This is a genomic window from Marinobacter vinifirmus (assembly GCF_002258215.1).
In the GTDB taxonomy this organism is placed as follows: Bacteria; Pseudomonadota; Gammaproteobacteria; order Pseudomonadales; family Oleiphilaceae; genus Marinobacter; species Marinobacter vinifirmus.
On the sequence record NZ_NEFY01000011.1, the window covers coordinates 21,413 to 43,513 of the forward strand.

Genomic DNA, 22,101 nt, shown 5'->3' on the forward strand with positions numbered 1-22,101 from the left:
TATGTTTCTTGAAACAGGTCTGATTGGTCTTGGCGTCCTGCTGGTAATGTTGATCCTGCGGGTGCCGGTTGCCATTGCGCTGATTGGCGTATCGATGGGTGGCATTGCCGCCATGATGGGCTCAGACGTGGCGGTCAGCATGCTGGCTTCCAAGCCCTACGATTTTCTTTCCAAGTGGACGCTCAGTGCGGTGCCCATGTTTCTGCTGATGGGGTTTGTCAGCTATCACACCGGTCTGACAGCGGGTCTCTTTAATGCCGCCAAGGTGGTGTTTCGCTGGTTGCCGGGTGGCCTGGCTATTTCCAGCGTTGTCGCCAGTTCCGGCTTTGCCGCGGTGTCCGGCTCCAGCGTAGCCTGTGCGGCCGCCATGGGTAAAATTGCCATCCCGGAGATGGTGCGTTCCGGCTATAAGCCGAGCTTCGCCTGCGGCACCATTGCGGCCGGCGGCACCATTGGTGCCCTGATTCCGCCCAGCATTCTGATGATTATCTACGGAACCTTTACCCAGACCTCCATCACCAACATTTTTCTGGGTGGTATCGTCATCGGCCTGGTCACCGCGCTGGCCTACAGTATTGTGATCATGCTGGTGAGCTTCTTCCGGCCGGATGTGGTGCCCCGCCATGAGGAAGGTGCCCTGGACTACACCGTTGCCCAGGCAATCCGGGAAGTCTGGCCGGTACTGGTGTTGGGTATCATCATCTTTGGTGGCATGTTCTCCGGTGTGTTCACTGCTACCGAGGCTGGTGCCATCGGTGCTGGCGGTGCCATTATTATTTCGGTACTGCTTCGTCGCCTGGATCTGTCCACCTTTAAAACCTCTTTGCTGGAAACCCTGTCGACCACGTCTTCGCTGCTGATCATCGGTATTGGCGCCAGTATGTTTACCGTGTTCCTGAGCCTGAGTGGCGTGTCTGGTGCGGTGGGCGACCTGCTTGCAGAATGGCAGCTGAGCTACCTGCAGTTGATGCTGGCTATTGTGGTGGTGTACCTGATTCTCGGCCTGTTCATGGAGCCGTTCGGTGCCATGCTGATTACCTTGCCTATCTTCTTGCCGGTGCTGAGTGATTTCGGCGTGTCGCTGATCTGGTTTGGTGTCCTGGTGGTCAAACTGCTGGAAATCGGCATGATTACTCCGCCGGTGGGCATGAACATTTTCGTTATCCGTGGTGTGGCATCCCAGTATGCCTCACTGGTGGATATCTTCCGCGGGGTCACCCTGTTCCTGGTGGCGGACCTCCTTATCGTTGCTCTCATGGTGTTCGCGCCGGAGTTTGTGATGATCCTTTCTGAGTAACTCGTTGGACGGCTTCGGCCGTCTTTTTTTCATCTGATCACTCTTGACGAAAAACGGGAGGGTATTGCTCCAGAGTATCGCTGTGCCTTTTTTTCATAAAAACAACCGTGTATGACCGACAACTACAATGGATGACAACACTATGAAACGTGATTTCCAATTCGTTACCGCACGTAGCCTGGCTACAGGCCTGTCCCTGATGGCTGTGAGCGTAAGTGCTGCAGCAGTTGACCTGAATGTAAATGGCACCCAGGCCAAGCTGTATGGCTTTGCCGAACTGAACATGATTTACGACGTGGATGCGGATCTCGGCCCGCTGCTGATTCCCCAGCGTATTGGCCTGAACAGCGATGGCGCAGAAGGTCACTTCCAGGCCGATGCCAACCAGTCCCGTCTTGGTCTTTCCACTGTCACCGAACTGGAAGATGGCAGTGAGCTGAAGACGGTTGTGGAAGGTGATTTCTTTGGCGGTGGCCCTGCCGGCGGTGAACTGCGTCTGCGCCACGCCTACGGCGAATGGAAAGGCATCCTGGCCGGCCAGACCTGGACCAACTTCCCCGGCTTTACCGGTATTTACCCGACCGTGGATTTCCGCGTGCCGGTAGGTACGTCCAACACCCGCCAGGCCCAGCTGCGTTACACCACAGGTAACTTGTCTGTTGCGCTGGAAGAGGCTGGTAATCTTGGTGGAAAGGTAGTGGAAACGGCAGCGGATGTAGCCAAAAGTGCCAAGAACAGCATGCCCGACTTCACGGTTAAGTACGCCAGCCGTGGCGCTACCAGCTACCACGCAGCAGCGGTAATGCGTCAGCTGTCAGTGGATAATGGTGCAGACGATGATTCCGCTTTCGGCTGGGGTGTGTCCTTCGGCCTTGCCCAGGAAGTGACCAATGCCCTGACTCTGCGTGCCAGCGTGGTACACGGTGATGGTGTAGGCGGCTACCTGAACCTGAACCCCGGTGCACCGGCATACGTGGTTGATGGCAATGTGGAAACCATTGAAGCCACCGGCGGCACCCTGGCGGCAACCCTGAAAGTAGGTCCGGGTGCGATCACCCTGGGTACTGCCTTTGCCAAGGCGGACTGGGACGATGCAGTGAACGACGGCTTGACCGGCGCTGACAAGGCCAACGAAGAGTTCCGCTCTACTCACCTGAACTACATCTGGTCTCCGGTGAAGAAGATCACCTTCGGTGTTGAAGCGGCCTATCACGAGCGTGAAACCTGGGAAGGCGACCGTGGCAACGCGCTGCGCCTGCAGGGTATGGCTCAGTACGCATTCTGATCCGAACCCAACCCAACCGGTAAAACCAACAAGGCCGCTCAAATTGAGCGGCCTTGTTGGTTGTAGTGCTTTCCTGTTCAGCCCAGCAGGCTTGCCAGCACACCGGTTAGCTGGTTGCGGGCCTGCTCTTCATCCCACACCGGCTCTACGCTGCGCCAGGCCACATAGCCGTCCGGCCGCACCAGCACCGCGCCTGCCTCGTGCACTTCGCGGATACGCTGCCAGTCGCAATAAACGTCATTGCTGTCCGGGTCGCCGGTTACCACGCATTCCAGGTAGGGGGCATCCAGTTCGGCAACGGCGGCATTCCAGGCCGTGCCAGACAGCCCGGTAATCAGGGTCAGCTTGCCTTCTGCCAGCACATCCAGCGTAGACACTTTGTTGCCGGTACGGTCAATCAACCAGGCGTGGGGCAGCTTGGCGCCCGGGCGTGTGGTGGCTTGCAGGTGCAATTGCGGGTCTGCCTGCCATTCCTCTTCTCCCGGCTCTGACAGCACCACACTGGAGGCGTAACGCTGGTTCAGTTCAGTGCCCTGGGCATTGAACTCGTAGTTCTTCAGTTCCAGCGCATCCAGCAGGTCTGAGCGCAGCTTCGCACCTTCCGGAGAGGGATCGCGGAAGCGTTGCAGCAGTTGTTCGACGGTGTTCACGCCTTCCTTGAAGCCAAAGCAGTCACTCAGTGGCTTGTAATCCAATCGGGACTGGTTGGCCCGCAGCACAATTTGCTTGCCCACCGGCTGGCGCTCGTCGGAATAGGTTTCCAGAAGCTGCGGCTTGGCATATCCCTTGAGTACAAAGGCCAGTTTCCAGGCCAGGTTGAAGCCGTCCTGAACGCAGGTATTGGAACCCAGACCGCTGGAGGGCGGATGGCGGTGGACAGCGTCGCCGCCACAGAACACCCGGCCTTTGGAGTATTCGGTGGCGTAGGCCTGGTTAACGTACCAGGTGGAGACTTTCTCGATTTCCGGCACAAAGCTGTCGTGGCCCACCAGGGCTCGAATCTGGGACAGGATGGTCTCTTCGGAAGTGTCCGGGTCACCCTTGGAGATATCAAAGCCCCAGCCGGCGATCCAGTGAGTCCAGGGCTTCACCGCCCGCAGCAGGCCCATGCCGATTTCGCCGAAGCTGGCTTCCGGGGTAACAATCCAGTTCAGAATGCTGGGGCGATGCTCCATGTAGCGGCTCAGGTCGCCTTTGAACTGCACGTACACAGTGCCGGCACGGGCCATCTGGCCCTCGATGTTCAGGCCGATCTCCTGGGCAATCCTGGAGTTGGCGCCGTCTGCTCCCACCAGGTACTTCGCCCGCAGGGAATACTCCTCGCCGCGAATCCGGTCTTTCAGGTACACGGTCACGCCATTGGCATCCTGTTCGTGGCGCAGGTATTCGGTGTTCAGTGTGACCTGGGCGCCCCGTGCTGCGGCATGCTTCAGAACCAGCGGCTCCATTTCCGGCTGGATGATGTCTACCAGCGGGCAGGGGCTGCCTTTGATGTAATCGCCCTTGCGCAAGTCGCCGGTACCCCAGGTGCGCATGCGGGCGATTTCCTCGCCGGCCAGGCTGGTGGTGAACAGGGTATCGCCCATCTTCTCCCAGGGGGTGGCGTGGCGCTTGATGTCGCCTTCAATGCCCAGGGCCCGGAATACTTCCATGGCGCGCTGGTTGGTGATGTGCGCCCGGGGGCTGTTAGCCAGCCAGTTGAACATCGACACCATGTGCACTCGCACACCGTAGGTAGCCAGGGCCAGGGCGGTAATGCCGCCGGTGGGGCCGGTGCCGATGATCATCACGTCAGTATCGTAGTTTTGTGGGGTTGTCATTGTTTTCTCCTGCTCCTTTTTTGCATTCTAGAATGCTAGCATGTTAGTTTTGGCGCGTGCAATCAATAACCAGACCCGCATTTATTGCTTGTGCCTGCTGGCACGCTAGAATGCAGGCACCCGAAAGCGCTCAGTCAAAGGCCCGACACCTTGATGAACAAGTCCACCAAGAAAGCAGCCATCTACGATCACATCCTCGAGAAACTGATGACCCGCCAGTACCGGTTTGGCGAGAAAATCGTGGTGAAGGAGCTCTCAGAGGAAACCGGCGTAAGCCGACAGCCCATCATGTCGGCGCTGAGCAACCTCCAGGAGCGCGGGTTTGTGGAAATCACTGCCCAGGTAGGCTGTACCGTGTACCGGCCAGACAGCCGTGCAGTAAGCGACTTTTACCGATTGTTCTCGGCCAATGAGGGGTTGATTGCGGCGCTGGCGGCAGAGCGGGGTAGTGAGGATGAAAAGCGGCGACTGGTAGAGATCAATGAAAAAATCGGCCAGATCAACCCGGCCCACAGCGATGCCGATACCAGTTACCGCAAGCTGAACGAAGAGTTTCATCACCAGCTGCACCAGATGGCCCGCTCGCCTCTTGTGTCGCGTCAGCAGATGGCCAATTTCGAGTTGTCAGACTTCTTTATTGTTCAGAGTTGCGGGTTTGAAGTGCACCTGAGCGATGCCACTGATGAACATCAGGGTATTATTCGTGGGGTGGCAGAGGGTGATGCCACCGTTGCCCGTAATGCAGCCATAGCGCACATCGACAGTGTAGCGAGTCAGGTAGTTGAAGCTCTGCAAACCGAGGTGGATTGATATATAATCCAGCCCCTCGCAGGAGAGAGGGTGCAGCCGCACCCCGCCGAAGGCGCAAACTCCCCCTGGCCGCCGGGCGCCGCAAAGTGAGGGATCCCGTTACGGCAGGTTCTCCCGCCAGTGTTTTACGTGTACCTGGTCCTTGATGGCGTCGATCACCTCCAGGATCAGGGTGATCAAAGCCTCTTTCTCGCCCTCTTCGGTCAGCCCTTCGCCGGGCTCAGGCAGGAACACGTTAACGATGTCTTCAATAAAGGCGTGGTTGGTGGATGAAGCGAGGTCATCCAGGATCTGGTGCACCACGTTGGCCACGATGTCACCCACGGCATTTTCCAGGGTGTCCTGAATGGTCGGACCCACGACCGGCAGGTACTTCAGGCGTGACAGTTCCAGGTTCTGTTTCAGGGCATGGTCTACCCGGTTTTCCAGGTAAACCCGCAGCGCACCCCGATTGGGGATATAGCCCTGCTTCGCGGCCTGGGCGACCCTTTCGGACAGCCAGTCAGACAACATTTCCCGCCGCGGGAAAAGAATGTCGTGTTGGATACGCTCGAACAGGGGCGAACCACGTTTCACCTCATCCTGCACGCCGCTCAGCACCTTCAGTACAATCCGGTCAGACAGCTCTTCCATAAAGGCTTCGTAGTAGAAGATGACAAACCGGTACAGGCGGGTGCTGGTGAAGTCGATGATCTTGTACTGGTGCAGCCGGTAAATAATGGAAATAATCCGCAGCACCCGCAGAAAGCGGAGGCTGCCTACCGGAATACACCCCACCAGGTCGTACCAGTGGATGAACGGATAGAAATACCAGCGGTCATACACCCGGGCCTTGATGGAGTAGCCCCAGCGCAGGACAAACTCGCCCAGGAAGATCGACACGAAGATCAGGTCGTAGAAAATGAAGCGTTCGTGGATGGGGTGGTAAAGCTCCTGAATAACCGGGGCGTAGTCTTTCAGAAGGTTTTGTACGGCTACGAAGTTATAAATCGAGTCCCAGATAATCAGCGCGAGATTGAGGATCAGCAGCCCCAGCATCACAAAGTCGATGATGAACCAGGTGAGCTGGTGGCTAGATTTGAGGTTTTCTCGGTTTATCTTGAGCATCCGGGCTACCTTGGGGCCTACAATATCAAAGCTAAGTGACTGGAAGGTTAGCCTATTCAGTCGGTAAACTCAGCAACCTGTTTCAGGGAATCAGCCCGGACACCGGATCGGACGCCATTAAAACCAGCATGCTGTTAGCCAGAACCTTACAACGCCTTGCCACCATCAGCCCGGGCCTGGTGATGCTGGTACTTACCCCTGCCGTATTCGCCAGCCAGGTTCGGGTGGAGGTTGAGGGCGATGTGGATAACCTCCAGGACAACGCCCAGATCTTTGTCGGCGAAGTGGAAGGCCGCACTGCCGATGGCCTGCGCCGTTATGCCAACACCTCGATTGCCCAGGTGAAAGAGGCGGCCCGGGCGCTGGGCTATTACAATCCCGAGGTACGCTGGACAGTAGAAGAAGCCGGCGATGAACCGGCGGAGCTGGTGCTTACCCTCATTCCCGGCGAGCCGGTGCTTATCCGCTCCCGCAATGTAATGATCGAAGGGCCGGATGGTGCACAGGAAGACTTCCGGCAGAACCTCCCGAAAACGCCTGCACAAGGCGATGTGCTGCACCATGGCCGGTACGATGCCCTGCGCCAGTCTATCCAGAACACGGCCAACAGGCTGGGCTATTTCGAGGGCGAATTCCTGACCCGCCGGCTGGAAGTGGATCCCGCCAAAAACGCCGCTGACATCACCCTGGAGTACCAATCCGGCGAACGCTACCGGCTGGGCAAGGTCACCTTTCTGGAAGGCCATGAGTTCGAACAGAACCTGCTGGAGCAGTTTGTTACTTTCGCGCCCGGTATTCCGTTCCATGCCGATGAAGTGGCAAAACTCAGTAACGACTTGTCCAACAGTGGCTATTTCTCCGGGGTGGATGTAGACGCCGCGCCGTCAAAGGCAGAAGACCGGGTAATCCCTGTCGATATCGCCCTGACGCCCCGGCCGCCGCGCTCCGTGGCCGCCGGTGTTGGCTTTTCGACAGACGTCGGCCCCCGGTTCCGGGGTAACTGGCGGGAACACTACATCAATCCCATGGGGCACCGCCGGGGCGCGGACACCGAACTGTCCGAGTTACGCCAGAGCGTGAGCGGCTGGTACGAGCTGCCGCTGGATCCGCCCATGACGGATGCCATCCGCCTGACCTCCGGTTACCAGCGCGAACATATTGAAGATGTGGAGTCTGAGAGGCTCACCTTCGGCCAGCAGTGGAGCCACCAGCTGGACAACGGCTGGATGCAGATATTGTCCATGCGCTGGGAAGGGGAGCGCTTCAGTATTGGTGAGGAAGGGCAGGGTAACTCCAGCCTGTTATTGCCGGGTGTCAGTTATTCCAAGCTGCACGCTAACTCGCCGCTCGACCCGTCCCGGGGGTATCGCCTTCAGTTCGACGTGACCGGGGCCCATCGGGCGGTGATTTCGGATGCCGATATCCTGCATGTGAACTTCCTGGCCAAGGGGCTTTATACCCTGGCCGGCAAGCACCGGTTTCTCGCCCGCTTCAATTTCGGTGGCGTGGCCACCAACAGCTTCCGGGATGTCCCGCCTTCGTTGCGTTTCTTCGCCGGTGGCGACCAGAGCGTTCGCGGCTACGGCTACGAAACCCTGGCACCCAAAGACTCGGATGATGTGGTCATCGGTGGCCGTTACATGGTGGTGGGAAGCGCCGAATACCAGTACGAGTTTGTCCGCAACTGGCGTGTGGCGGCCTTTATTGATGAGGGTAATGCGGTGGATGATGTCTTTGATCCCCTGGCTACCGGCGTTGGGATGGGTATTCGCTGGGTGAGCCCGGTGGGCCCCCTGCGCCTGGATGTGGCCAAGGGTATGGATGACCAGTTCGGCGGCGGCTGGCGGATTCACTTCTCCATGGGGCCGGAACTGTGACCGAAACGAATCAGACACCTCCGCAGCCGGAGCATGGCGCAGCGCCAGCCAGGCCGCCCCGACACAAACGCTGGTGGTTCTGGCCGCTGGTGATTGTGTTGCTGGTGTTGCTGTTGCCCTTGGTGCTGGTGGCTATTGTTTTGCTGGCGCTGCTGACCGATACCGGCACAGCCTGGACCATCGACCAGATTCCCGGGCTGCAAACCGAGGCGGACCAGGGTTCCCTGCTGGGCCAGTGGCAGGCGGAACGGCTGGAATGGCGCGGCTATGGCGTGGAAGTACTGTTGCTGGCGCCGGAAGTGGACTGGTCTCCCAGCTGCCTGTTCGAAAAGACCCTGTGCCTGGATACCCTGAAAGCCGAACAGATCGATGTCACGGTTCAGCCGTCCGATACCGCGGAAGACACAGAACGGGGTGATATCAGCCTGCCCGCTATCAACCTGCCGGTGGCGTTGGTGGTGGGGGATGTACAACTGGGGCCCTTTAAGCTGAACGGCAGCCCCATCTGGGACAAGGTGGAGCTGCGCAGTGAAGCATCCGGCGCCAGCCTTACCGTAAACCACGCCCTGTACCAGCTGGGCGAGATCCGGGTGACTGCCAGTGGCCGTGCTGAAATGCGCCGGGACTGGCCGGTGGATCTCGATGTTACGGCACAGTTGCCACCCCCGAGCGGAGACAGCTGGACGATCGCGGCCAACCTGGCGGGCAGCGTGCGGGATCTTCGGGTGTCCGGAACCAGCAGCGGTTATCTTAACGCACAATTGAACGGCACCGTGCAGCCACTGGCAGCGCAGTTGCCGGCGGCGCTCACCATTGAGTCAGAGAGCTTCCTGGCCTACGACACCCTGCCGGAAACCCTGACCCTGGAAAACTGGGTGGTGTCGCTGGACGGTTCCCTTGCCAACGGCTTCCGTACCCGTACCAGTGCCAACCTTCCCGGTACAACCGGCACCATCGAAACTGTCATCAGGGGCCTGGTCACAACCGGTGGTGTCGACAACCTGGTCCTGACCATGACCGGGCCGGCGGCCACACAGCCTTCCGGCGAACAGCCCGACGCTCCGGGCACCCTGGAAGTTCAGGGCAGCGCGAGCTGGTCTGGTGGCCTGCAGGCAGAGGCCGACCTGGCCCTTGACCGTTTCCCCTGGTTCGGACTGATTCCCGGGCTGGAGCCGCCACCGGTTGCCGTGAACCGGCTGGAAGGGAATGTTGAGTACAACGATGGCAACTACAACGCCGATTTACAGGCGGCGGTGAGAGGTCCGCAAGGCGATGCGGAGCTTACCGCAGCCCTGAACGGAGACCTGCAAGCGGTTCGCATCACACAGCTGGATATGACCACCGGTGCAGGTTCCCTGACCGGCGATGCCGAACTGGCCTTCGCGGATCAGCTGGCCTGGCAGGCCCGGCTGCTGCTGGATCAGTTCAACCCTGGCTACTGGGTGCCGGTGCTGGAAGCCAGCCTCAACGGTGAGGTCAATTCCGAGGGCCGGCTGGTGCCGGACAGCCTGCCGGTAATGACCGCCGACTGGGACCTGAAAGGTCGCTGGCAGCAGGAGCCGGCCACCGCCCGGGGTAAACTTAGCAGCGATGGTACCGACTGGCGCGTGCAGGATCTGCTGGTGGCGATAGCGGAGAACCGGATAGAAGGCGAGGGGCGCTACGGTGAGAGCCTGGGCGCCGGCCTGACCGTGAACCTGCCGCAGCCGGACCGTCTGCTGCCCGGCCTGGCCGGTCGCTTCTCGGCCAGGGTGGACCTGGCGGGCTCGGCGCAGGATCCCACGGGCAAGGTGACGCTTGATGCCAGTGAATTCGAATGGCAGGACCTGCTGCGCATTGAAAACATGGAACTGGATGCCAGCCTTGCCAGTGGCGGCGTGCTGGATGCCAGCCTCAACGCAGAAGAGTTGCGTGTCGCTGGACAGGAACTGGCTACGGTGACAGCAGATCTTGATGGTACCCGGGCGGATCACCAGCTGGCGTTGACTGTGCAGCACCCGGAAGCCTCGGTGGCGCTGAAGTTCGCCGGCGCCCTGGGTGACGCCTGGAACAGCTGGCAGGGCGCCTTGGCCCGGGGCGAAATTGATGTGCCCGGCCCGGAGCAAACCTGGCGGCTGGAAGCGCCGGCAAGCCTGGATTACACGGCTGACGGCGAAGTGTTGTTTGGCGCCCACTGCTGGCGCTGGCAGGCCAGCTCGGTGTGTGCCGACGACCAGCAGCTGCTGCCGGATACCCGGATCGCCTATCAGATTCGCCAGTTCCCCATGCAGGCGCTGGCGCCGTTGTTCCCGGAAACCTTTCGCTGGCAGGCGTCCCTGAATGCAGACATTGACCTGGCACTCACCGAACAGGGCCCCGATGGCCTGATCAGTCTTGATGCTGGCGGCGGGGCCTTCGAGTTCCTGATCCTGGATGACTGGGAAACCCTGCAGCATGAATCCCTGACCCTGGAAGCCCGGCTAAAGCCTGAAAACGCCGAACTGGCCATGGCGCTCCGGGGCCCGGAACTGGGCAGCTTTGACCTGGAACTGGCGGTGGACCCGAATACCGAAAGCCGGCCCATCGATGGCCGCTTCAACCTGGAAGATCTGAACCTGGCTTTCCTGTCGGCCTTTGCCGGCATTGAAGAGGTGGCCGGCGAGGTCAATGGTCAGGGGACTTTGTCTGGCCCGCTGTTCCGGCCCCAGGTGCAAGGGGAACTGGCGCTCACCGACGGCCGGGTGTTCGACCCGGGCCTGCCGCTGCCCATGGAAGACATCGTGCTGGTGCTGGAATTTCTGGGCAACCGGGCCGACATCAGCGGCCGGTGGAAGAGTAACGATCGCAGCAGTGGCGAGCTGGGCGGTTACCTGGACTGGCAGGATGAACCTGAAGTCCAGCTGAATATCAGCGGCGAGCGGCTGCCGGTTTCGGTCGAGCCCTATGCCCGGGTAGAAGTGGGCCCGGATCTGACCATTGCTTTCCGCGCCGGTGAGCTGGCGGTGTCAGGCCGGGTGGATGTGCCCCGGGGTGATATCGAAATCAAGGGCCTGCCGCCATCGGCGGTTTCGGTATCCGAGGACGAAGTCATTGTCGGTGTCGAGCAGGAAGAGCCCACCATTCGCACCATGCTGATGGATATCACCGTAGTGGTGGGTGAAGACGAAGTATCGTTCAATGCCTTTGATGTAACCGGCAACCTGGAGGGTACTCTTCGCATTGGCAACAACATGGATACCCGCGGCACCCTGCAGTTGGTGGACGGCCGCTACGAAGCCTTCGGGCAAGACCTGGACCTGCGTCGGGCGCGGATCATCTTTGTGGGGTCTCTGGCCGAGCCGTACCTGGATGTTGAAGCCGTGCGCACCGTCGATACCGTTGTGGCGGGTATTCGCCTGAGCGGGCCGGTGAACGCGCCGACCACGGAAGTGTTCTCGGAGCCGTCCATGCCCCAGAGTGATGCGCTGTCTTACATCATTCTCGGCCGGGCCCCCCAGAGCCAGGGGGATGAAGGCCAGATGAGCCGGGCGGCGATTTCGCTGGGGCTAAACCAGGCCAGCGGTATAACCCAGAGTATCGGAGACGAGTTGGGTATTCGTAACCTGACCCTGGAAGCGGAAGGCTCTGGCGACCAGTCTGCCGTAGTGGCCAGTGGTTACATTACCGACGAGCTCAGCCTGCGCTACGGGGTGGGTATTTTCGAGCCAATCACGACCGTGGCGCTGCGCTATGACCTGGGCAAGTATTTCTATCTGGAGGCGGCCAGCGGGCTGGCGGCCTCCCTCGATATCTTCTATACCCGTAATTTCTGACCCGGTTCAGTCCAGTTCGAAGGTGGCGCTCACGCTGGACTGAATCTCACGGGGGCCCACGCTCGAGACGGTATCCCGGGCGGACTTGGCTTCTGCCATCATCATCGGCACGGGCCGGTGCCCACCGTTGATGTTGATAGACACCACCTCGCCGCAGGTTTTGTCCAGCTGCTCCGCCACGAACTGGCAGCGGTTTCGGGCGTCCTCGATGGCCCGGGCCAGCGCCTGCTGCTCAAGCCCCTGCTCGTCGGAATGGAAAAACTGGTGGCTGCCAAGGTTGTACTGGAGGCCCAGTTTATTGGCCTGCTCCAGCAGCGGGTTCAGCAGTTCCAGGTCATTGATCGAGAAGCTCACGGTCTGGCTGGCGACGGAGACCCGTTCCGGCTCCTTGCCTTTCTCCTGAACCGGCAGGGTGCGTGTATACAGGTTTACATCCGCGTCGGAGTAGTCCTGCAACTGGTCTCGCCAGTTTTTGATGGCGCTACGCCACTTGTCCATGGTGTCAGCTACCTGGGCGGAAGCCTTTTGCGGTTGCCTGTGCTCGGCAGAAACCGAGAATTGCAGGCGGGCGCTGTCCGGGTTGTAACGCACCACGCCTTCGCCGGTCAGGCTGACTTCGCCGGCATTGGCGGCCAGGGGCACGGCCGCGGTCGCTAACAGGGCGGCGGTCAGTGCCAGGGGGTGTTTCAGCGATACCATCATCAAACTCCTTATTGATCAAAGGCCGAATATCGGCTTTCCAGTCTTTCCAGTTTTCTGCCCCGGGCGGCATGCACAAAGTGGCTGAAAATATGCCGGTGGCCGGTGTGATAAAGCAGGTACTCGGGATGCCATTGCACGCCCATCAGCCACTGGGCTCCGGTGTTTTCAATGGCCTGTACGAACCGGTCGTTGTCCAGGGCCGTTACCCGCAGGTTCCGGCCCAGCCGTTTGATGGCCTGGCTGTGAATGCGGTTGGCGCCAATCACCGTGGCAGGCATCAACCGGCCCAGCCGGCTGTCTTTCACCAGTTGTACGGTTTGCAGGGGCAGCAACAGTGGCCGGTGGCGGGTATGTTCCCGCAGCGGAGTCACGTTCTGGCACAGGGTGCCGCCGTGGAACACATTGATAAACTGTGCGCCCCGGCAAATGCCCAGCACCGGAATATTAATGGCTTCGGCCTGAATCAGTAGCCGGTGATCGGTGGAATCCCGCTTGCGGTCGTACCGGGCCGTTACCTGGGGCTGTTGCCCGTAAAGCTCCGGGTGTACGTGGGTGCCGCCGGACAGCACCAGCCCGTCCAGCAGGGATACGTCGGTATGACTGCCGGGGCGAATGTAATGGGTGTTGGCACCGTGCAGGCGCAAGGCCAGGTTGATCAGCCGGTGCGCCAGGCTTCTTCGCACCGGGCCACTGATGCCGATGGTCAGCCCCGGCTTCTCCGGCAGCTCTTCTGCCATCGGCATGTCGTTGCCCTGATAATCAGACATAACCGTGTTGTTTCAGCCAGTTGTCCGTGGTCTCACGCCAGGAATGGGTGAGGTTGTGGAAGCTGAACTTCTGGGCTTCCCGGAACCGGCTGCGTAAATCGGCCAGGTCTTCCGGATGTGCGGCCAGCTGCTCCAGAACCACCCAGTCATTCCACACCGTGGAGAAATGCCAGCGCGGGTTGTCGATGTCGCAGTCCGGCAGGCGGTAATGCAGGGTAGGGCGGCTCTTGATCCTGGGGTCCTTCACGTAGCCTGCCAGCAGTTCCTTGTCGAGATGGGCGAACAGCGGCAGCAGGTCCAGGGCCTTGTTGCGGGTGGGGTTGTAGTGCAGGTAATCCCGCATCAGGGTTTCCAGGTCCGGGCAGTAGTCATCCGCCATCAGCTTCTCGGTATACCGGCTGCTCCAGGGTTCGATATAGGTGGTGAACTTGCGGCTGATATCCAGCTGGTGCCGGGCTTTAAGCCAGTCGTAAAGGGCCGCAAAGGCTTGCAGGTAGGCTACCAGGGTAGCGGGTTCCAGGTCCGGCAATTCCGGGTTCAGCTGCAGGCCAAAGGCGAAGTAGATGGTTTCACGGCTACCTTCGGCGCCCAGTTCCCGTAGCTCATCCATCAGGGTTTCGATCAGCTCCAGTTTCGAGAACGCCAGTGGCGGGCCGACAATCTCAAGCGGAACGACCTTCTCGGCAGCAAAGTCGATCACATCCATGGCATGGCTGCCCAGCTCCCGGATGGATTGCGGCAGGCGTTCGTCGTCCAGGTCCAGCTCCTTGATGGGATCGGAGTCCAGTTCGATGGTAAAGCGGCCATGTTCGGTGTCCAGAGCTGTCACGTAGCGTGAGGTCAGCTCCGGCGATCCGCCGAGCAAGCGGGCGGCATGCTGCACCAGTTGTTCGTAACCGAGCCCCGAAAGCTCGATTTCGACCCCTACGCGGCGTTCTTCACCTTCGTGGTCTTTCAGTCTTTCCGGCATCTTGCAACGATTGGCTGCGTTCATGGAGTGTTTGCATCCCCTTGCTTCGTTTCAGGTCACCTTAACACAGGCGTGCGCCGTGTCCCGTTACCCAAAGGAAAGAAACTGCACAGGGACTTTACACTGGATAAAACACTGTATATAGTCAAATAACTGTATAAAAAACCAGGACGAACAACCCCGGAGAAAAAGCATGAAGCTGACCGCCCGACAGTCCCAGGTGCTGGATATTATCCGGCGATATCTGGATGAAACCGGTTATCCACCCACTCGCGCAGAAATCGCTGCCGAGCTGGGTTTCCGCTCTGCCAATGCGGCGGAAGAGCATCTCAGGGCGCTGGCTCGCAAAGGTGCGATCGAGATGGTGCCGGGCGCCAGCCGCGGTATTCGCCTGCCGGAGGCTGAGCCGGATCTGGGGTTGCCGGTCATTGGTCAGGTAGCAGCGGGTAGCCCGATCCTGGCGCAGGAGCATGTGGAAGATCATTGCACCCTGAAGCCGGACTTCTTCTCGCCCTCGGCAGATTACCTGCTGCGGGTGCGGGGCATGAGTATGAAGGATATCGGCATCCTGGATGGCGACCTGCTGGCGGTGCATCGCACCCAGGATGTTCACAATGGCCAGGTAGTCGTGGCCAGGGTGGGCGAGGAAGTTACCGTTAAACGCTACCGCCGTGAAGGCTCAAGGGTCTGGCTGATTGCGGAGAACGAAGAGTTTGCTCCTATCGAAGTGGATCTGAGTGAGCAGGAATTGTTTATCGAAGGTCTTGGTGTGGGTGTAATCCGGCGCTCCGATCTTCACTGAACAGGCAGGTGAGTTATGGAACAGTTGAGCTTCAATCAGAACATGGCGTTTCATCCGGCCACAGTGGCACCGGCGCAAGCGATCTCTGCGGGTCAGCGCCCGGCAAGCATGCGTCGGCCTGCAGGTGGTTCGGCAGCGGGTCATTCAGGCCTGGGCGGCAATGTGACGGAGATTATCCTGCCGGAAGGACAGGTAGAGAACTTTCAGCTGTTATTGCCCATGCTCACCCAGCTGAACCAGGAAAAGCGCTGGCTGGCGTGGATTGATCCGCCCCAGGCGCTGGTGGCCAAGTGGCAGAAGATGCACGGCATTGTGGCAAACGAGATCCTGGTGCTGCGTTCAACTGCGGAATACCCGGCCCAGCAGCTGGCAGAGCGCGCCCTGGGCGCAGGTACCTGTCATGCGGTAGTGCTCTGGACCAACAAGCTGGGGCGCGCCGCCTTCGATTCACTGCAAAAGGCTTCTGCGAAAGGCAACAGTCACGGGGTGATTTTGCGCCAGCGCTGAGGGCTGGCGCAGTATCGGTCAATGCAGGGTATAGCTGGGCTGGGGGTCGATCGCGTCGCCGTCTTCTTCATCCCAGTCCATGTCATGGCCCATGTCGTAGTCGATATTGCCGGCGGCTTCAATGCCTGCAGCAATCATGGCCTTGGCCACGTTCATATCCCGGTTCTCCATCATTTCCCGGGCTTCTTCGGAAAAAGAAATGCGCACCAGTGGGGCGGCATCATCGTCTATCCGGCGCAATGCGTAGTCGCCGTCAGAGAGTTGTACAATTTCAAAAAACGATGGTGACATTCGTTAAACCTTTGTCGTCATTCGGGTTGTTTCGGTGCAGCCGTGGTCAGGGCTGCTACCACTCGCCGTGCCGCTCTTCGAGTTCCCTTGCAAAAACGGCCATGGCTGCCCTGGTCTGTTCCAGTGCCTGCAGGGAGCGGTCCGGGCCTTCTTCTGCGGCTACCGCAATAATGTTGTCGGCAGAGACCGTCTTTTTCTGCGCTGGTGGTTGGCCCAGGGCCTTGTCCAGCTGAACCAGGTGGTTCCACCAGCTGTCCCGCTGCTGCGCGAGGCTGTCGAGAGTCTCGACTTCCGCCACGTCGTATTCGAACAGCGCCTTTAACTCGGCCAGGCTGTGCGGCGTTTCCGTCTTTTTCTGGTGCAGCCTTGCGATCATGGTCAGTAGTACGTCGCGGGCTCTCAGCAGGACTTCTGCCACTGCCTGGGACCGGGCTTCTCCGATCACGGCTGCCGGCAGTCCGGTGCTGGCGGTACTGGCTGGCTGGTCAAATTCCCGGATCAGTACCTGGGCCAGGTACAGTTTTTGTGAAACCAGTGAATACCACGTTGAAGCCATGCAATACCTGCCCACATGCAGTGCCGGATGATCAGTTGCCCGCCTGAAGACCACACCCTTGTATATCCATCAGGCCAAGCGGCTAATAGTATCATTTTTGTCCACCCATTTCCTCCCCTTTGATGGTTGCTGTTGATACAGGTGCCTGTTCACAAGAAACTACAAACCTTCACTTGAAACGGTCGTTTGAAACTGGCAAAAAAGGGCCGCAATTCGGGCGAAGGTCGATCGCCCGACCATTCAGAATGGAGGTTGAGGGATGCGAAACCAGTTGGTTGCGGCGGTTACCGCAGCAGTAATGGGGTTGTCCGGACCCGTTGTGGCAAAGGTTTCACCTGCCGAAGCAGAGCGGTTGAACAATGAGCTCACACCGGTCGGTGCCGAACGCGCCGGTAATGCCGAAGGCACTATTCCGGCCTGGAACGGCGGCCTGGCAACACCACCGGCAAACTGGCGAGAGGGAACCAAGGAGATTGATCCGTTCCCGGAAGACAAGCCGCTTTATACCGTTACTCGCGATAACATGGACCAGTACCGTGATGTGCTGTCGGATGGCCATATCCGGATGCTGGAACAGTACGGGCCGGAATTCTTTATGCCGGTTTACCAGACGCGCCGGACTGCAGCCTTCCCCGAGCATGTCTACGAAAAGTCTTTCGAGAATGCCTTGAGCGCAGAGCTGCTGGATAACGGCAACGGCGTGCGAAATACCATCATGACCAGTCCGTTCCCCATTCCCCAGAATGGGCTTGAGGCGATCTGGAATCACATCCTCCGTTATCGGGGTGAAGAGGTTTCGTTCCGCAGTGCCTCCGCCGCGCCCCAGCGGGATGGCGCCTACAACGAAGTGGTTAACCAGTACGATTACTACTTTGCCTACAGCCAGATTGGCGCCGAGCTGGCAGATATCGACAACAAGATCTTCTACCTGAAAACCGAGACCATCGCGCCCAGCACCCTGGCCGGCACCATCACACTGGTGCACGAAACTTTGGACCAGGTCCGTTCACCGAGGCTGGCATGGCGGTATGATTCCGGTTCACGGCGTTTGCGCCGGTCACCGAACCTGGCCTACGAGACAGATCTGCCCAACTCCTCGTCGCTGCGTTCCGTTGACCAGAAAGACATGTACAACGGTGCCCCTAACCAGTACGACTGGGAGCTGAAAGGCAAGCGGGAACTGCTGGTGCCGTACAATGCGTACAAGCTACATGACGACAACATTCGCCCCTCGGATGTGATTCGCCCGAACCACATCAACCAGGAGCTGACCCGCTACGAGTTGCACCGGGTCTGGGTAGTGGAAGCCAAGCGCCGCGTTGGTATTGGCCATATCTACGATCGCAGGGTGTTCTACATTGATGAAGATAGCTGGCAAATCATGGCCTCTGAAGAGTACAACGAAGAGGGTGAGCTGTGGCGCGTGTCGGAAGCCCACAACATCAGCTACTACAGTGTGCCGGTGTTCTGGACCACCATGGAAATGACCTACGACCTCAAAGCGCAGCGTTATTACATTGATGGCCTGGATAACGGTTACCCGGCCTACGATTTCGATCCGGGCTTCCGGGGTAATGAATTTACCGCCTCGGCGGCACGGCGGGCAGCACGACGCTGATACCTGACAGAGATACCGGTTAATGCCCAACAACAATAAAGTACTGGTAGTGAGTGAAGATCCCGGCCTGCGCCGGGATCTTGTTACTATCCTGGAATTTCTGGGTGAAGGCCCGGTGGCTGCTGACGACCTGTCAGTGGCAGCGCAATTTCGAGACGGGGAGGATCAGCCGGAGGGTTTCTCCGTGGCCGTGGTGGCAGGTGATGGCCAGGCCGTGCAGGATAGCCTTCAGGAGCTTGCTCGCATCTCCCCGGCTTTGCCGGTGTTGCTGGCCGGCGGGCCCGAGGCCGCCGACCTGCCCAGGGATCTCGCCAGTCGCATTATCGCCCGCCTTGAATGGCCCCTGAATTACGCCAAGTTTGTCGATTCCCTGCACCGGGCCCAGGTGTACCGTTCCCAGTTTGACCAGGGCAATGGCCGCGGGCACCAGCGGGGTGTCCAGCTGTTTCGCAGCCTGGTGGGCACCAGCCGTCGCATACAGCAGGTGCGGGATCTGATGGAGCAGGTCGCCGATCGGGACGTCAGCGTGCTGATTACCGGAGAGTCCGGAACCGGCAAGGAGGTGGTCGCCCGCAACTTGCACTACCATTCCGACCGTCGCGACCAGCCCTTCGTGCCGGTAAACTGCAGCGCCATACCGGCGGACCTGCTTGAAGGCGAGCTGTTTGGCTATGAACGGGGAGCCTTTCCCGGTGCCATCACCGAGCGGGCCGGACGCTGTGAACTGGCCAATGGCGGAACCTTGTTCCTGGATGATGTCAGCGAGCTGCCCCTGAACACCCAGGTGAAGGTGCTTCGGCTGGTGCAGGATGGCAACTTCGAACGCATCGGCAGTAACCGCTCCCGGCCTACCAACGTGCGGATTATTGCGGCGGCAGACAAGAATCTCGAGCAGCTGATCGAAGCCGGCCGCTTCCGTGAAGACCTCTACTACCGGCTGAATGTTTTTCCCATCGATATGCCCGCCCTGCGTGATCGGGTCGAAGATATTCCCCTGCTGATCAACGAACTGATCTCCCGCATGGAAAAGGAAAAGCGCGGCTCCCTGCGGCTGAACTCGGCTGCCATCATGAGCCTGTGCCGGCATGACTGGCCGGGCAACGTGCGGGAGCTGGCCAACCTGGTGGAGCGGCTGGCCATCATGTACCCCTACGGCGTGATTGGTGTTCAGGAGCTGCCCCGGAAATTCCGCTACCTGGATGACCACGACGAACACCGGGCGCCGGACGATCAGGGCTTGCCCTCTGCCGTTCCCGGCCTGGTGGGGCTGGACGGGCCGGTACTGCTGCCGGTTAACGGCATAGACCTCAAGGACTACCTGGCCAATCTCGAGAAGCAACTGATCGAGCAGGCCCTTAATGAAACCGGGGGTGTGGTGGCACGGGCTGCAGAGAAATTGCGTATCCGCCGAACCACACTGGTAGAGAAGGTGCGCAAGTACGGCCTGCGGGAAGAACCCCCGTCCTCCTGACGCCGAAGCGCCCCGAGTTTGCCTGCGGGGCTTTGATTCCGGCGGCCTTTCTGAGAAAGTATCGGGATATGCGCACGACAGGGAGTTGACCGATGAACGACAAACCGCATCTTGATGAAGAGGCGCTGGCCGAACTGAAGGATGTCATGGAAGAAGAGTTTGATGTCCTGATCCAGGCCTATCTGGCCGACTCCAGAAGCCGCATCGAAAGCCTGGAGCAGGCGCTGTCAGAGAATAACCCGGACATTTTTGCCAAGACCGCCCACAGCTTCAAGGGCAGCAGCATCAATATTGGTGCGCCCCGGCTGGGGCAGGCGTGCTTTGAAGCGGAGAAGCTGGGTAAGGCCGGAGCACTGGAACAGGCTCCGGCCGTACTGGAGCAGATTTACACGGAGTTTCGGGAGGTGCAGCAGCGCCTCGAGAACTTCGGTTAATCGTTTTTGCTTTCGTAGATCTTGCGGCCCCAGGCTTCTTTCTCGCCCGGCAGGACCAGGTTCAGGATAATCGCCACCACGGCACACAGGGCGATCCCTTCCAGCTGCCCCAGCACCATGTTGCCAATGCCGAACACCAGGGTAACACCCACGATCACCAGGTTACGTGACTGAGACAAGTCCACCTGGTGGCGGATCAGGGTATTCAGGCCCACCACGGCAATCGAACCAAACAGCAGGCACAGGATGCCGCCCATCACGGGCACCGGAATGGTCTGCAGCGCGGCACCAAACTTGCCCACAAAGGCCAGTACAATGGCAACAACGGCCGCCCACCACATTACTTTCGGATTGAAGTTTCGGGTCAGCATCACTGCGCCCGTCACTTCCGAGTATGTGGTGTTAGGCGGCCCGCCCAGCATAGACGCGGCGCTGGTGGCCAGGCCATCGCCCAGCAGGGTGCGGTGCAGGCCGGGCTTTTCCAGGTAGTTCTTGCGGGTGACGTTGCCGATCGCCAGTACATCACCAATGTGTTCAATGGCCGGGGCAATGGCCACCGGAATCATGAACAGGATGGCGCCCCAGCTGAACGCGGGTGCGACGAAATTCGGCACCGAGAACCAGGCTGCCTGCTCGATGGCGGTGGTGTCGACAATGCCGGCAAACCATGACAGCACATAGCCCACAATTACGCCGAACATGATCGGCACCAGCCGGAAGATGCCCTTGGCCCAGACCGACATCACAATGGTCACGGTCAGGGAAATCATGGCAATCCAGATGGCTGTGTTGTAGGGCACCAGCTCTGCGGCACCGTCACCGGTGCGGCCAGAGGCCATATGCACGGCCAGCGGGGCCAGGCCCAGACCGATGGTCATGATCACCGGAGCGATCACCACCGGCGGCAGCAGGCGGGTAACAAACCCGGTGCCGCGCAGGCGAACCGCGCCGGACAGGATGATGTACAGGATACCTGCCGCCATCAGGCCGCCGAGGGTTTCTTCCAGACCGAACCGGCCCTTGGCGGCAATGATCGGGGCGATAAACGCAAAGGAAGATGCCAGGAAGATCGGAATCTGGCCCCCGGTCACCACGTGGAAGATCAGGGTGCCGACACCGGCCGTGAACAGGGCCACGTTCGGGTCCAGCCCGGTAATCAGCGGCATCAGCACCAGGGCGCCGAAGGCCACCAGCAGCATCTGGGAGCCGGCCAGCGCCTGCTTCCAGACCGGATCGTTGCTATGGTCCTGCATACTCAGACGTCCTTCTGCTTGGTGCCGAAGATCTTGTCGCCGGCATCGCCCAGGCCCGGCAGGATGTAGCCTTTCTCGTTCAGGCGTTCGTCAACCGAAGCGGTGTAGATGGAAACGTCCGGGTGTTTCTCCAGGACTTTTTCCACGCCTTCCGGAGCTGCCACCAGCACCAGGGCACGGATTTCGGTGCTGCCGGCTTTCTTCAGCAGGTCGATGGTGGAAATCATCGAGCCACCGGTAGCCAGCATCGGGTCGATAATCAGCGCCATGCGCTGGTCCAGCTCGCCCACCAGTTTTTCCAGGTAGGTTTCCGCTTCCAGGGTGGTTTCGTTACGGATCTGGCCAACCACGCTTACCCGGGCGACCGGAATCAGGCTCAGTACGCCGTCCAGCATGCCCAGGCCTGCCCGCAGAATAGGCACAATGGTAATCTTCTTGCCGTGGATCTGCTCAACGGTGACCGGGCCTGCCCAGCCATCAATGGTCTTCTCCTGGAGGCTGAAATCCTTGGTTGCCTCGTAGGTCAGCAGGGCGCCAACTTCCTGGGCCAGTTCACGAAAATTCTTGGTGCTGATGTCTGCCCGGCGCATAAGGCCAAGTTTGTGCTGGATCAGGGGATGCTTTACTTCGTGGATTGGCATTTGTGGTCACCTGTGTGTTCGGATAATCTGGCGTGGATTTGCTTGAAATAAATGGCGCAAGGATACCGTATCTTTAGCTCCGAGTCAGGCACTCAGAGGGCC

General features: G+C 59.6%; 19 protein-coding genes. 10 read left to right on the plus strand and 9 right to left on the minus strand.

Going from position 1 to position 22,101, the window contains the following annotated elements:
- Position 1: 1 nt before the first annotated feature.
- Positions 2-1,297 (plus strand): TRAP transporter large permease, encoded by a 1,296-nt coding sequence (locus B9Q17_RS13105; RefSeq protein WP_094625559.1) that lies wholly within the window; start codon positions 2-4, stop codon positions 1,295-1,297.
- 142 nt (positions 1,298-1,439) lie between these two features.
- Complete coding sequence (locus B9Q17_RS13110; protein WP_154707644.1) at positions 1,440-2,582, plus strand: DcaP family trimeric outer membrane transporter; 1,143 nt, start codon at positions 1,440-1,442, stop codon at positions 2,580-2,582.
- 77 nt (positions 2,583-2,659) lie between these two features.
- Here B9Q17_RS13110 and B9Q17_RS13115 read toward each other — a convergent pair whose 3' ends face one another.
- On the minus strand, positions 2,660-4,402 hold the full coding sequence (locus B9Q17_RS13115) for an FAD-dependent monooxygenase (RefSeq protein ID WP_094625561.1): 1,743 nt from the start codon (positions 4,400-4,402) through the stop codon (positions 2,660-2,662).
- Between the two features lie 153 nt (positions 4,403-4,555).
- On the opposite strand from B9Q17_RS13115, the gene B9Q17_RS13120 reads away from it, so the two are divergent.
- Entirely contained in the window at positions 4,556-5,212 is a 657-nt protein-coding gene (locus B9Q17_RS13120; protein WP_094625562.1) for a GntR family transcriptional regulator, read from the plus strand.
- A gap of 99 nt (positions 5,213-5,311) precedes the next feature.
- Here B9Q17_RS13120 and B9Q17_RS13125 read toward each other — a convergent pair whose 3' ends face one another.
- The gene (locus tag B9Q17_RS13125) at positions 5,312-6,319 is read right to left on the minus strand and encodes a hypothetical protein (protein ID WP_094625563.1); all 1,008 of its coding nucleotides are present in this window, start codon (positions 6,317-6,319) and stop codon (positions 5,312-5,314) included.
- A gap of 35 nt (positions 6,320-6,354) precedes the next feature.
- Between B9Q17_RS13125 and B9Q17_RS13130 the strand changes: the two genes are divergently transcribed.
- Both B9Q17_RS13130 and B9Q17_RS13135 read left to right on the plus strand, forming a co-directional pair.
- On the plus strand, positions 6,355-8,196 hold the full coding sequence (locus B9Q17_RS13130) for an autotransporter assembly complex protein TamA (protein WP_482805298.1): 1,842 nt from the start codon (positions 6,355-6,357) through the stop codon (positions 8,194-8,196).
- Positions 8,193-11,987: a translocation/assembly module TamB domain-containing protein gene (locus B9Q17_RS13135; protein WP_244177391.1), complete on the plus strand. Its 3,795-nt coding sequence runs from the start codon at positions 8,193-8,195 to the stop codon at positions 11,985-11,987. Before B9Q17_RS13130 ends, B9Q17_RS13135 begins: the two co-directional genes overlap by 4 nt.
- Before the next feature lie 6 nt (positions 11,988-11,993).
- Here B9Q17_RS13135 and B9Q17_RS13140 read toward each other — a convergent pair whose 3' ends face one another.
- Genes B9Q17_RS13140 through B9Q17_RS13150 form a run of 3 tightly spaced genes read right to left on the minus strand, consistent with a single transcriptional unit; the run spans position 11,994 to position 14,450 of the window.
- On the minus strand, positions 11,994-12,689 hold the full coding sequence (locus B9Q17_RS13140; RefSeq protein WP_244177392.1) for an SIMPL domain-containing protein: 696 nt from the start codon (positions 12,687-12,689) through the stop codon (positions 11,994-11,996).
- Positions 12,690-12,697: 8 nt separating this feature from the next.
- Positions 12,698-13,456: a gamma-glutamyl-gamma-aminobutyrate hydrolase family protein gene (locus tag B9Q17_RS13145; RefSeq protein ID WP_425268625.1), complete on the minus strand. Its 759-nt coding sequence runs from the start codon at positions 13,454-13,456 to the stop codon at positions 12,698-12,700.
- The gene (locus tag B9Q17_RS13150) at positions 13,449-14,450 is read right to left on the minus strand and encodes an amidoligase family protein (protein ID WP_094625565.1); all 1,002 of its coding nucleotides are present in this window, start codon (positions 14,448-14,450) and stop codon (positions 13,449-13,451) included. The genes B9Q17_RS13145 and B9Q17_RS13150 overlap by 8 nt, the downstream gene beginning before the upstream one ends.
- A gap of 169 nt (positions 14,451-14,619) precedes the next feature.
- On the opposite strand from B9Q17_RS13150, the gene lexA reads away from it, so the two are divergent.
- Both lexA and B9Q17_RS13160 read left to right on the plus strand, forming a co-directional pair.
- The gene (gene lexA / locus B9Q17_RS13155) at positions 14,620-15,228 is read left to right on the plus strand and encodes a transcriptional repressor LexA (RefSeq protein WP_036219354.1); all 609 of its coding nucleotides are present in this window, start codon (positions 14,620-14,622) and stop codon (positions 15,226-15,228) included.
- Positions 15,229-15,243: 15 nt separating this feature from the next.
- The gene (locus tag B9Q17_RS13160; protein WP_094625566.1) at positions 15,244-15,735 is read left to right on the plus strand and encodes a cell division inhibitor SulA; all 492 of its coding nucleotides are present in this window, start codon (positions 15,244-15,246) and stop codon (positions 15,733-15,735) included.
- An 18-nt stretch (positions 15,736-15,753) separates the two neighbouring features.
- Here the strand turns inward: B9Q17_RS13160 and B9Q17_RS13165 are convergent, their stop codons facing one another.
- The gene (locus B9Q17_RS13165; protein ID WP_022988742.1) at positions 15,754-16,026 is read right to left on the minus strand and encodes a hypothetical protein; all 273 of its coding nucleotides are present in this window, start codon (positions 16,024-16,026) and stop codon (positions 15,754-15,756) included.
- 55 nt (positions 16,027-16,081) lie between these two features.
- The gene (locus tag B9Q17_RS13170; protein WP_094625567.1) at positions 16,082-16,582 is read right to left on the minus strand and encodes a DUF6586 family protein; all 501 of its coding nucleotides are present in this window, start codon (positions 16,580-16,582) and stop codon (positions 16,082-16,084) included.
- Positions 16,583-16,841: 259 nt separating this feature from the next.
- Here B9Q17_RS13170 and B9Q17_RS13175 point away from each other — a divergent pair, with 259 nt between their 5' ends.
- From B9Q17_RS13175 to B9Q17_RS13185, 3 genes are all read left to right on the plus strand, one after another.
- Positions 16,842-18,200, plus strand: a complete 1,359-nt coding sequence (locus tag B9Q17_RS13175; RefSeq protein ID WP_094625568.1) for a DUF1329 domain-containing protein — start codon at positions 16,842-16,844, stop codon at positions 18,198-18,200.
- Between the two features lie 22 nt (positions 18,201-18,222).
- Positions 18,223-19,671, plus strand: a complete 1,449-nt coding sequence (locus B9Q17_RS13180; RefSeq protein ID WP_094625569.1) for a sigma-54 dependent transcriptional regulator — start codon at positions 18,223-18,225, stop codon at positions 19,669-19,671.
- Between the two features lie 92 nt (positions 19,672-19,763).
- Positions 19,764-20,105 carry an Hpt domain-containing protein gene (locus tag B9Q17_RS13185; RefSeq protein WP_094625570.1) on the plus strand — a complete coding sequence of 114 codons (342 nt, stop codon included), beginning with the start codon at positions 19,764-19,766 and terminating at the stop codon, positions 20,103-20,105.
- Here B9Q17_RS13185 and B9Q17_RS13190 read toward each other — a convergent pair.
- Together B9Q17_RS13190 and upp are read right to left on the minus strand one after the other, a co-directional pair.
- Entirely contained in the window at positions 20,102-21,358 is a 1,257-nt protein-coding gene (locus B9Q17_RS13190) for a uracil-xanthine permease family protein (protein WP_094625571.1), read from the minus strand. The two genes, B9Q17_RS13185 and B9Q17_RS13190, sit on opposite strands and share 4 nt — an antisense overlap.
- Before the next feature lie 2 nt (positions 21,359-21,360).
- Positions 21,361-21,999, minus strand: coding sequence for a uracil phosphoribosyltransferase (gene upp / locus B9Q17_RS13195; RefSeq protein WP_058340163.1), 639 nt, complete (start codon positions 21,997-21,999; stop codon positions 21,361-21,363).
- Between the last annotated feature and the right edge of the window lie 102 nt (positions 22,000-22,101).

What these genes read in the sequence shown, in the direction of transcription:
- B9Q17_RS13105 (WP_094625559.1), top strand. Translation starts at nt 2, where the DNA reads ATGTTTCTTGAAACAGGTCTGATTGGTCTTGGCGTCCTGCTGGTAATG.
- B9Q17_RS13110 (WP_154707644.1), top strand. Translation starts at nt 1,440, where the DNA reads ATGAAACGTGATTTCCAATTCGTTACCGCACGTAGCCTGGCTACAGGC.
- B9Q17_RS13115 (WP_094625561.1), bottom strand. Translation starts at nt 4,402, where the DNA reads ATGACAACCCCACAAAACTACGATACTGACGTGATGATCATCGGCACC.
- B9Q17_RS13120 (WP_094625562.1), top strand. Translation starts at nt 4,556, where the DNA reads ATGAACAAGTCCACCAAGAAAGCAGCCATCTACGATCACATCCTCGAG.
- B9Q17_RS13125 (WP_094625563.1), bottom strand. Translation starts at nt 6,319, where the DNA reads ATGCTCAAGATAAACCGAGAAAACCTCAAATCTAGCCACCAGCTCACC.
- B9Q17_RS13140 (WP_244177392.1), bottom strand. Translation starts at nt 12,689, where the DNA reads ATGATGGTATCGCTGAAACACCCCCTGGCACTGACCGCCGCCCTGTTA.
- B9Q17_RS13145 (WP_425268625.1), bottom strand. Translation starts at nt 13,456, where the DNA reads ATGTCTGATTATCAGGGCAACGACATGCCGATGGCAGAAGAGCTGCCG.
- B9Q17_RS13150 (WP_094625565.1), bottom strand. Translation starts at nt 14,450, where the DNA reads ATGAACGCAGCCAATCGTTGCAAGATGCCGGAAAGACTGAAAGACCAC.
- lexA (WP_036219354.1), top strand. Translation starts at nt 14,620, where the DNA reads ATGAAGCTGACCGCCCGACAGTCCCAGGTGCTGGATATTATCCGGCGA.
- B9Q17_RS13160 (WP_094625566.1), top strand. Translation starts at nt 15,244, where the DNA reads ATGGAACAGTTGAGCTTCAATCAGAACATGGCGTTTCATCCGGCCACA.
- B9Q17_RS13165 (WP_022988742.1), bottom strand. Translation starts at nt 16,026, where the DNA reads ATGTCACCATCGTTTTTTGAAATTGTACAACTCTCTGACGGCGACTAC.
- B9Q17_RS13170 (WP_094625567.1), bottom strand. Translation starts at nt 16,582, where the DNA reads ATGGCTTCAACGTGGTATTCACTGGTTTCACAAAAACTGTACCTGGCC.
- B9Q17_RS13175 (WP_094625568.1), top strand. Translation starts at nt 16,842, where the DNA reads ATGCGAAACCAGTTGGTTGCGGCGGTTACCGCAGCAGTAATGGGGTTG.
- B9Q17_RS13180 (WP_094625569.1), top strand. Translation starts at nt 18,223, where the DNA reads ATGCCCAACAACAATAAAGTACTGGTAGTGAGTGAAGATCCCGGCCTG.
- B9Q17_RS13185 (WP_094625570.1), top strand. Translation starts at nt 19,764, where the DNA reads ATGAACGACAAACCGCATCTTGATGAAGAGGCGCTGGCCGAACTGAAG.
- B9Q17_RS13190 (WP_094625571.1), bottom strand. Translation starts at nt 21,358, where the DNA reads ATGCAGGACCATAGCAACGATCCGGTCTGGAAGCAGGCGCTGGCCGGC.
- upp (WP_058340163.1), bottom strand. Translation starts at nt 21,999, where the DNA reads ATGCCAATCCACGAAGTAAAGCATCCCCTGATCCAGCACAAACTTGGC.